General features: G+C 45.4%; 6 protein-coding genes. 5 read left to right on the top strand and 1 reads right to left on the bottom strand.

The features are described from left to right. Nucleotides 1-1,015: 1,015 nt before the first annotated feature. Both ACRBG0_RS05430 and ACRBG0_RS05425 read left to right on the top strand, forming a co-directional pair. Complete coding sequence (locus ACRBG0_RS05430) at nucleotides 1,016-1,738, top strand: beta/gamma crystallin-related protein (protein WP_431485883.1); 723 nt, start codon at nucleotides 1,016-1,018, stop codon at nucleotides 1,736-1,738. Between the two features lie 161 nt (nucleotides 1,739-1,899). After that, a complete protein-coding gene (locus ACRBG0_RS05425) occupies nucleotides 1,900-3,012 on the top strand; it encodes a tRNA-queuosine alpha-mannosyltransferase domain-containing protein (protein WP_431485882.1) in 1,113 nt (370 codons plus the stop codon). Nucleotides 3,013-3,086: 74 nt separating this feature from the next. On the opposite strand, the gene ACRBG0_RS05420 is transcribed toward ACRBG0_RS05425, so the two are convergent. Beyond that, nucleotides 3,087-5,504: a DUF3536 domain-containing protein gene (locus tag ACRBG0_RS05420; RefSeq protein WP_431485881.1), complete on the bottom strand. Its 2,418-nt coding sequence runs from the start codon at nucleotides 5,502-5,504 to the stop codon at nucleotides 3,087-3,089. A 329-nt stretch (nucleotides 5,505-5,833) separates the two neighbouring features. Between ACRBG0_RS05420 and ACRBG0_RS05415 the strand changes: the two genes are divergently transcribed. The 3 genes from ACRBG0_RS05415 (at nucleotide 5,834) to mltG (ending at nucleotide 9,874) form a co-directional block, all read left to right on the top strand. After that, the gene (locus ACRBG0_RS05415; protein WP_431485880.1) at nucleotides 5,834-7,267 is read left to right on the top strand and encodes a TolC family protein; all 1,434 of its coding nucleotides are present in this window, start codon (nucleotides 5,834-5,836) and stop codon (nucleotides 7,265-7,267) included. A 32-nt stretch (nucleotides 7,268-7,299) separates the two neighbouring features. Beyond that, nucleotides 7,300-8,673 (top strand): HlyD family secretion protein, encoded by a 1,374-nt coding sequence (locus ACRBG0_RS05410; protein ID WP_431485879.1) that lies wholly within the window; start codon nucleotides 7,300-7,302, stop codon nucleotides 8,671-8,673. Nucleotides 8,674-8,830: 157 nt separating this feature from the next. Continuing rightward, nucleotides 8,831-9,874: an endolytic transglycosylase MltG gene (mltG, locus tag ACRBG0_RS05405; RefSeq protein WP_431485878.1), complete on the top strand. Its 1,044-nt coding sequence runs from the start codon at nucleotides 8,831-8,833 to the stop codon at nucleotides 9,872-9,874. The last annotated feature ends 142 nt before the right edge of the window (nucleotides 9,875-10,016 follow it).

Below are 10,016 nucleotides of genomic sequence, written 5' to 3'. Positions count from 1 at the left end.
GTACCAGACATAGATTATTCTAAACAACCCCTTGTGACTTTGTGGTAAAAAAACCTAGTTGACAAAATAAAGGAACCGGACAGCGAACTTAATCGCTGCCCGGCCCGGAATAATAGCAACTATCTACTTATCTCCAATTGCCCTTCTGAAGATAATAAAACACCCTTGCGGGTCGGACTTCTCAGCCCGGACTGATCGACACGCCTCTAATCATAGGGGATAAGCGTTCGACCGGCCCGAAATGTTTGGCATTCCGTTAACAAATTGGATTGCATGCCACTATTGGTATGCGAGTGTAATCAGATTTCCTTCTCAAATTCTTTTTTTAGTGCTCCCCGGCCTTTCCTAAGATCGGCCGGGGAGTGCCCTAATGAACAGTGTGTGTGTTTCCTCAAGTGCTATAAAAAGCAACTCAAAAGGTTAAAAAAGATCAGCTCATCCACTGATCTGGTTTTAGGTGTATACTTTGGGACCAAATGCCCAACTCAAAAAACATCACAGAATCAAAAAATGGTGTTAATGGGGTTTCGTTCCCTATCCTTGTGCGATTCCTTAAAGTTGGGACGGCAATGCGAGCATTACCGCCCACCAAACTAAGTGAATCTTAAGGACAGATTAAATCTTTCTGGGTTTCAAATAAAAGCGGCATTCTTTTATGCTGCCCGTATTATTTAGGTTGTTTCCTTCTGAATACGCTACAAATGTAGGGGCTAGTATAGCGCATGGGAAACCAGATTTCAATTTTTCTTCGATATTCTAAAAGAGAAACAAAATTATAATTAACTGATTTTCAATATATTACATTAATAAAAATTCTTTTTCTAATAAATACTTTTTATTCAAAAAAAGATTCTTTTTAAGTTCTTCTTAACGCATCAACGGGTTTTTAAGGTTTCCTTACCACTTATTAAACTGTAGTTAAACCAACAATCAGCATAGGGTGGATCAAGTATTCTACCGCATCTTTCAGAATAACAACGGATGCTTACTTTCCAGCATCACAATACTACTGTTTATGAAAATGCTAATCCTATTTCGTGTTGCGCTATTGAGTTTACTATTCTCCTCTTTTCTCGGCGCAGTAAACTATGGCCCACCCATTATCGCTTATCATCGTTCAGATTTCCAGGGTGAAAGATTAAACATCCACGCTGACTGGTCCGTAAACAATCCTTATGACCATTGGAACGATGCTATCAACTCCATCATCGTACCCCGTGGCTATGAAGCTCACTTGTTCGAACATGGTGGCTTCAGAGGAGGGTACCTCGTGATACGAGGCCGATGGTCCAGCCGCCAGGATCGGTATTGGTACAATCGTATTTCATCCATTCGGCTCGTCCCAATTGCTCACGATCATCATGAGCGTATTCCTGAAGACCCCAACGTCAAATACCCCTACGACCCCCTTCCTTCTGATCATATAGGACATATTTGTGGGCCCCATTGTAGTAGAAACTGTGAATACCTCCCAGCCCCAACCATCACTGTATTCGAGCACCACAGCTATCGTGGAGCTTCTTTTACCATTACCGGCGAATGGTCGGCCCTTCACTCCGATGATTTCTGGAATGACCGCATCAGTTCTATCCACATCCCCCGTGGCTATGCCGTTATCCTCTACGAAAACGCTTACTATCAGGGGCGCTCCGTCGTACTCGAGCACAATTGGAGTCCATATAATAGTAGAGATTTCTGGAATGACCGCATCAGTTCTATCCGGGTCGTTCGTCGTTAGCGGGTTGTTATTTATTTGGCAGCCGCGCGAGCTGACGCCGCGCCGGGTCGTCCGTCGCCCTGGCGTGGCTCCTACCACCCCTGGCTGTGCTCGCTCCGCTGCGCCGTGCTCCCCTATTCGGTCCGCAACTTGGTTAAAATAAAAATCTCGTATTTTGCCAGATGATCATTCACCTCCTTGCCCCCTTTTTCAGTGGTAGCCACCAACGGTGGGCCGAGGGGTATGCGCGACACAGTCAGCATACGATCCGCTTGTTTACGCTACCTGGCCGGCACTGGAAATGGAGAATGCACGGTGCTGCCGTACAGCTGGCACAAGAGTTTTTAGCACAACCAGAACAGCCTGACTTATTGCTAACAACAGACATGCTCGACACCGCTACCTTTCTATCGCTGACGCGTAGTAGAACGGCCAAGCTACCCGTGGCGGTCTATTTTCACGAAAACCAGCTTACCTATCCTTGGTCCCCCACAGACGAAGACGTTCACCAAAAAAGAGATCGCCACTACGGCTGGATCAATTACACCTCCGCTCTGGCAGCCGATGCACTGTTGTTCAATTCGCATTACCATCAGCAAAGTTTCCTGGCCGCGCTACCAGGCTTCCTTAATGCCTTCCCTGATTACAAGGGCCTTGATACCGTAGAAGGAATAGCAAGTAAGTCGCAGGTGCTCTACCTCGGAATGGACTTTCTGTATTCGGAAGAGATTATGCCTCAAGACCGTAAATCACCTCCCGTCTTATTATGGAATCACCGCTGGGAGTACGATAAGAACCCTGATGCTTTTTTCCGAGTTTGCAAACAATTAAAAAGTGAAGGACGCTCTTTTAAGCTCGTAATCCTAGGGGAGCAATTTGCTAAAGCTCCAGCCGTTTTTTCGAAGGCTCAACAGGCCTTTAACAAAGAAATCATCCACTGGGGCTTTGCCAAAGACAAGCAGGAATACATTCGTTGGCTACAAAAATCTACCATTCTACCCGTCACCAGCAACCAGGATTTCTTTGGGGGTAGCATTGTTGAAGCCATGTATCACGGTGTCTATCCACTACTCCCTAATCGCCTTGCTTATCCAGAGCATATTCCTAAAGAATGCCATACGACGCATCTGTACGAAACGGAGGAAGACCTACTGATAAAGCTGCGCCAACTTCTTCTCCTTCCCACTCCTTCTAGTCAACACGACAGCTTCCGCAGCTGGGTATCCCACTACGGTTGGCAGCAGCTGGCTAGCGTTTATGACCAAAAAATGGAAGGTATATCAAATCAAGGCTAGGGTGTTTTTGAAACACCAAAGGTTATTTTTTTGCACCAAAATGAAGGACACTAAGCGTATATAAAAGGAAACACCTACCCCTCCATATTCGCAACCGTCAAGAACTCACCTAATCGGCGGAGCTGTCGTTGCCAATCGGAATCATTAGCGACCTCCAGGCTTTTGGTCATTACCTTTTGGCGGGCATAAAACAAATCCTGGCTACGCCACAGGTTCACACTTAGTTTGAGTGCGTTGATCTGTTCATGAATTTTCACCAATGCTCGTAGCTGATCATAGTATTTCAGTTCTGGGCGGAGGGCTTTTTGTTCCTGATACAGGCGCTTGGCAGCTAGAAGACTCACTTCTGGCACGTGTACTACAGCCACATCCCATTTATTGAATTCCTCTACTAGATGACGGAGTTTTCTACGATCTAATTGCTCTTGCTGGAAGAAAGCTTCCAGGTCTTCATTCAAAACATATTTTATGGCTGCTTTATAGGCTCCTGGAAGAGGAATATCACTATTAAGCATGCTGGTCATCAGCTGATAATTGCTATTGTAAATATCCCTGAAGTCCAGCTCTATGGCCTTCAGGCTACTATCTGTAATTTCTTTGAGCACCTTCCGTTTTTCATCACGGAACAAGTGCCAGATACTAAACTTCTCTGAACCGATGAAATTTTGCATTACTGCAATCACCTTGCCTAAATCTGGTGTACGAAAAGCCTCTTTAGCCTCCACTTCCATCTGGTCAAAATCCTTCCTCGACATCTGGGTACTCAGGTTACCAATGATGTTTTGTTTCCCTAGATGCAAAGCTGCAAAGCTGAAGTGCTTCCGGGATCGCGTAATCCGCGAACGGATACTTACCCTACCGATCACCAAACTCTGTTCTCCAGCAACCAGTTTCTCTAAAACTTCACTTTCCGTGGTATAATTAAACAAGGTCATCTTCTCCGGAAATTGAGCAAAAATAGAAGCCGTTGCAAAGTGCATGCCCACACGCTCTAAATCTACCCGTGAAGGCTCTACAAACTTTTGGTAACTGACCGCTCCGTTTTCATAAACGTTGCTGGGTGCTTCCGCTAAACGCGCGACGAATTCATCGTGCAGGTCGAGGCCTCCTACCTGTTTTGCATAGTAAATTGCGCGATTAGCATACTGCAAAATCTGATTGGTCTCCAAACCACTTATCTCATCAAAAAACCACCCACAACTCGTATACATCAAGATCGCCTGACGTTGCATTTCGAGTAATCGCCGCAATTGAATTTCTTCTTCATCTAGTAGTGTACGGGTAGTATGCTTTTCCAAAAATCTTTTCCAGGCCTTCCCATCACGATCCATAATGACATCAATATAGTCATTCCGTGCGCTCCAAGGGTCCGCCAGAAGTTTGCCTGCTTCTTTTTCATAAACAGGGATAAGCAAATCCCGTAGCCAGTCAAGTGTATCGCGCAAGGGGGCTCGCCAAGCTTGTGTCCACCCTTGTCGGCCACCACTATTACAACCACAATTACTGCGCCAGCGTTCGACACCGTGGACGCAGCTCCAGGAAGAGTTGTCATAAATTTCTACTTCCCAATGCGGTGGATCCGTTGCTAAAAAAGCGCCATAATTGGTGAGCGTCACTGACTTGTGTTCTTCCAGGTAACGCAAGCAGTCTGCCAGCGCCATCTCTCCTTTTTTGTGATGATGCCCATAGCTTTCTCCATCTGTGGCGATGTGAGCCAACTGTACTTCATCACTCCCATCAAGCGTTCCAATGATACGTTCCGCAAAACGAGGTCCGCTATTAAGCAAGCCTTCAAAAGCGACCCCCTGCGACACATGCCCATCATAAAAGAAAACGGTCATGCTCCGGCCGCTTTTCAATGCTACTTTGTAAGGGCGGCGTGGGTCTACGGTCGCATGATCAAGGTTTATCCATTTATCACCATCTTTTGCACGAACCATTTTAGCTTGGCGAGGAGCAAGAATTGTGAATTTAATATCAAAGTCCGCCAATACTTCGAGAGTATCCAGGTCAACTGCCGTCTCTGCCAGCCATATGCCTTCTGATTTTCGGCCAAAGCGTTTCTCAAAATCGCGTAGGCCCCATGCCACTTGTGTATGTTTATCACGCTCATTGGCCAAAGGCATTATTAAGTGACTATAAACCTGCGCAATAGCCGATCCGTGACCGTTAAAAAATTCTTCCGACTGACGATCTGCTGCTAGAATGGCAGCGTAAGTTTCGGGATCGGCCTCTTCCATCCAAGACAGCAAGGTTGGTCCAATGTTGAAACTGATCCGGGCATAGTTATTAACGATCTTATTGATATATCCTTTATCGTCAATAATTCGGGCCCGGGCGTTAGGGGCGTAGCATTCGAAATTTATCCGCTCGTTCCAATCATGATAAGGAGCAGCACTATCTTGAGTCTCCAACACTTCCAACCAAGCGTTTTCGCGAGGAGGTTGGTAAAAATGACCGTGAATACAAGCGTATTTTTTAGATTTGTTCATCACTGGATATAATTGAACACAAAGTTTACTTTAGTACAATCCTTAGCTATTAGGGTGCAAAATGAATTATCCAAACGCTCTTTGTAGAGGGGCTTTCATTCTCCACAATTCCCAAGGAAAGTAGAAATAGAGACCAAAATAAGGCACTAGTCTGGTTTTCATCCAAGATAAAGTGATTTTCATAGAATTTTTTACCGCGACTATTACGGCTTGTAGTATGTTTAAGTGCATTTTGTAGCAACAGTATATTTTACTCGGAATATTCTTTTATCCCGGGGTGCTTGCCCTTAGCTATTGCTTTGGGGAGCAGCTGCGAAAAACCTTGTCTTATGACCCGACTTATTATCTTATTTTCACTGTGTTGCGCTGTGCAATTAATGAATGCACAGGAAACATGGAGTTTAGAAACCTGCGTAAAATACGCTTGGGAAAATAACCTTACTGTTCAGCAGGCCCAACTCAGCACCAGGAATGCGGAACTAACCATGAAGCAGAGCCAATTTAATCGCTTACCTTCCGTGAATGGTTCTGCTAGTGCTGGTTATCAATTTGGTCGTACCATTGATCCAACGACTAACAGCTTTAATAATACCAGAATTGGGTTTAACAGCTATGGTATTAATGCTGGCGTCATCCTTTTTGACGGTAATCGAATCAATAGTGAAGTTCAGCAGTCACGCTACGATTTGCAAGCCACAAAACTGGACAATGAGAATACCCGGCAAACTGTTGCTTTGAATACCGCTACCTTCTACCTCAATATATTACTGAGTGAAGAACAACTTGCTAATGCCCAAACTCAACTTTCGTTATCAAATCAGCAATTAGCGCGTACTGCCAGGTTGGTAGAGGTTGGTCAATTGGCACCAAACGCCCGCCTTGATTTGGAAGCTCAGGTAGCCCGCAATGAACAATTAATTATAGAAGCACAGAACGCCGTTGATATTGGCTACTTAAGTCTAAAGCAATTGCTACAGATTGATCCTTCCAAGGATTTGGTTTTAGAAAAGCCCGATGCCAACATTGAAGATCAGGCCTTGGTAAGAACCTTCTCTTTAGAAGAAGTTTATCGAGCCGCTTTGCAAAGTCAGCCAGGTGTTGCAGCAGCCCAAGCTCGCCTTGAAAGCAGCAAAGTGGGTGAAAAAGTAGCGAAATCAGGCAACTTGCCTACCCTTAGCATTTTTGGCAACCTAAACACCAGTTATTCCAGCTTAGCCCGTGATTTCAACAACCCCAATAGAGACAACGCGGTTCAAGTACCCAACGACCCTATTCCGGTAGAGATTGACGGCACCACTTTTGATGTGGTCTTCTTTAATACCCAAGGTATTACCTACCCTAACATAAGCTACGGAGATCAGTTAAACGAAAACTTTGGCCAATCGGCAGGTTTAAGCCTGAGCGTACCTATTTACAACAATCATCGTAATAGTATCAATCGGGAACGTGCACGCCTCAATGTCATTAGTGCAGAATTGACGGCACGCCAAACGACTGACCAACTTAAAACAGATGTACAATCGGCGATTACCCAATTCCGCGCTTCACGTAATGCCTACTTAGCTGCTCAGCGTTCTCAAAACGCAGCAGAAGCTGCTTACAACGATGCCCAGCGACGCTTTGATGTTGGCGCCATCAACACCTTCGAATTCAATAATGCTGTGGATAATTTCGACGTTGCTCGCCGGGAATTGACACGTGCCAAATACCAACTCCTCTTTAATTTGAAAGTTGTAGAGTTTTATATGGGGCAACCTTTATAAAGCTTGTCGAAACAAAACTTAAAAAACTATCCATGTCCACTCCTCCTAAGAAGAATCGCCGCTGGCTTTATATAGGCCTACTGGTTGCTGCTATTATTGCCGTTAGTGCCTTAACGTTTGCTAATCGTGAACCAGAAGGTACCAAAGTATTTACAGAAGAAGCCACTACCCGAACCATTCAGGAAACAGTTTCAGCTAGTGGTAAGATCTTCCCTCAAACAGAAGTCAAGATCAGTTCTGATGTATCTGGAGAAATTGTAGAACTTCTTGTTGAAGAAGGTGATTCTGTCACTGCGGGCCAGCTATTGGCAAAAATTGACCCCGACACTTACCAGTCGCAGGTACAGCGTGGCGTAGCTACTGTAAACAGTGCCAAGGCTAGTCAGGCAAATTCTCGCTCTCAAATTGAGGCGTCTAAAGCCCAGGTGGCACAGATCGAGGCTCAGCTTCAAAATGCACGTGAGATCCACACCCGTAATGACGGTTTATACAAAGAAGGAGTGGTTTCAGAAGCAGATTTTCAGGCTTCGTTATCCAATTTACGGTCACTAGAGGCCAATTTGGCATCAGCTAAAGCCAATCAGCGTTCTTCGGAAGAAGCTGCAACTGCCGCCGGGTTTAATGTAAAAAGCTCTGAAGCAACACTGGAAGAACTACGCACCAGCTTACGCAGAACAACCATCTATGCACCAGTTGATGGTGTGGTTTCGATGCTAAACGTTGAACAAGGAGAACGCGTAGTAGGTACCATTCAAATGACGGGTACAGAAATGATGCGTATCGCCAACCTGGACGCTATGGAAGTAAGGGTGGAGGTGAGTGAAAATGATATTCCCCGCGTAAGTGTCGGCAATACCGTTGATGTAGAAGTTGATGCGTACGTAGACCGTAAATTTAAAGGTACGGTTTACCAGGTAGCAAGCTCTTCAACGACGGCCGCCCTCGCAGAAAACAACCTCACCAGCGATCAGGTCACCAACTTTGAAGTACGTATCCGAATCGATCCTTCTTCTTATGCTGACTTGATCTCTCCTACGAAGCCTTACCCTTTCCGCCCCGGCATGTCTGCTTCTGTAGATATTTACACCCGGCGAGACGAGGGCGTAATTACAGTTCCAATCCAAGCCGTAACCACTCGGGAAAGAGAGGACGAGGACAAAACTGATGACCCTTCACAAGACGATCTTCTGGAAGTCGTCTTTTTAATCGAAGGGGATTCCGTACAAATGGTAGAAGTTCAGACTGGCCTACAGGATGACGAGTTTATCCAAATTAAAAAAGGCCTGACTGCGGGTGCACAGGTCGTTACCGGCCCTTACGCAGCTGTCGCTAGAGAACTGAAACAAGGGACGACCATCAACTTGGTGACCGAGGAAGAGTACTATGAGAGTGGGAATGAAAAGTAAAATGTGAGGTTTGAGTATTCCTGAAAAACCTCCATTTCTGCAAGAAAAAGCAGCTTTGATCGTTTACGATTGAAGCTGCTTTTTTAGGAATATAACTCAATGGCCTCCAAACTTTCAGGATTTTATTCACCTTTGGGGTCCAAAAAAGGATGCGAAAATGAAATTTGGCCGTCTACTTATAGTTTTTTTCTTGCTGGCTGCCCTCTGTGCCGGGGGATTCGCCTATTGGTTAAACAATGCTTTGCACACCGCTGTAACGCATGACAATGACGCAGAATACATCACTATTGAACAAGGTTCAGCTTCCAGCCGTATTATTGAGGTATTGGGAGGGCATGGCGTAATACAAGCACCTACGGCTACCAAAATTTATTTGCGATTCTTTAAGCCAGACGCTAAGCTGGAAGCTGGTGATTACTTGTTCCCCTCTCCGATCAGCCCATTGGAAGTTCTCGATCAACTAAAGGACGGGAAAAGACGTACCAAAACGCTTACGATCCCTGAAGGCTGGACCCGCTTTGAGATTGCAAAGCGCGTAGCAGCTCAGTTTCCAGTAGAACCACCTGTAAGCGAAAAGGATGTCTTCGCCATGATGGACGATGTTAGCCTCATTAAAGAAATTGACCCTAAGGCAAAAAACCTGGAAGGCTATCTTTATCCTACAACCTACCAATTTGAACTGGGTACGCACCCAAAGGCTGTCATTACCAAAATGGTCCAACAGTTTAAAACCATCTGGCAACCCGAATGGGATGAGTTGGCCCAAAACATGGGGAGAACCAAGCGAGAAATCATCATCATTGCAAGCCTTATTGAAAACGAATCAAAAGTAGATACTGAACGGCCACTGGTAGCTTCCGTTATTTACAATCGTCTGGAACAGGGTATCCCACTAGGGATTGATGCTACCAATGTCTACATTGCCAAGTTACTCGGTCGCTGGGATGGTATCATTCACAAAAGCGACGTGGAAGTAGATCACCCCTACAATACGCGCAAAGTGTACGGCTTGCCTCCTGGCCCGATCAGCTCCGCCAGTAAATCTGCTTTTGAAGCGGCGCTAAAACCTGCACAAACCGACTATCTTTTTTATGTACTCAATGTAGATGCCAATGATGGCTCTCACCATTTTTATGCTACAGGTAGCGGTTTCGCAAAAGGGAAAGCGGCATATCAGCGATGGCTGGCGGGACAGCGTTAGCAGCGGAGGTGCAACCACACCACGAACAAGATCATGTTAGTGTCTCAATACAAGCACTTACTATGTGCTTATATACCCGTTACTAAATGGTTTGGGACATTTCCACTTAGTGCCAGGTATAGTAACTTATGTGGTTCAATAA

The organism is Lewinella sp., from assembly GCF_050633125.1.
Lineage (GTDB): Bacteria > Bacteroidota > Bacteroidia > Chitinophagales > Saprospiraceae > Lewinella.
The sequence above is the reverse complement of the archived record's forward strand: the minus strand, read 5'-3'. Positions and strand labels throughout refer to the sequence as shown.

Excerpts from the sequence above, each read along its gene's own strand:
- ACRBG0_RS05430 (WP_431485883.1), top strand. The coding sequence starts at position 1,016 with ATGAAAATGCTAATCCTATTTCGTGTTGCGCTATTGAGTTTACTATTC.
- ACRBG0_RS05425 (WP_431485882.1), top strand. The coding sequence starts at position 1,900 with ATGATCATTCACCTCCTTGCCCCCTTTTTCAGTGGTAGCCACCAACGG.
- ACRBG0_RS05420 (WP_431485881.1), bottom strand. The coding sequence starts at position 5,504 with ATGAACAAATCTAAAAAATACGCTTGTATTCACGGTCATTTTTACCAA.
- ACRBG0_RS05415 (WP_431485880.1), top strand. The coding sequence starts at position 5,834 with ATGACCCGACTTATTATCTTATTTTCACTGTGTTGCGCTGTGCAATTA.
- ACRBG0_RS05410 (WP_431485879.1), top strand. The coding sequence starts at position 7,300 with ATGTCCACTCCTCCTAAGAAGAATCGCCGCTGGCTTTATATAGGCCTA.
- mltG (WP_431485878.1), top strand. The coding sequence starts at position 8,831 with ATGAAATTTGGCCGTCTACTTATAGTTTTTTTCTTGCTGGCTGCCCTC.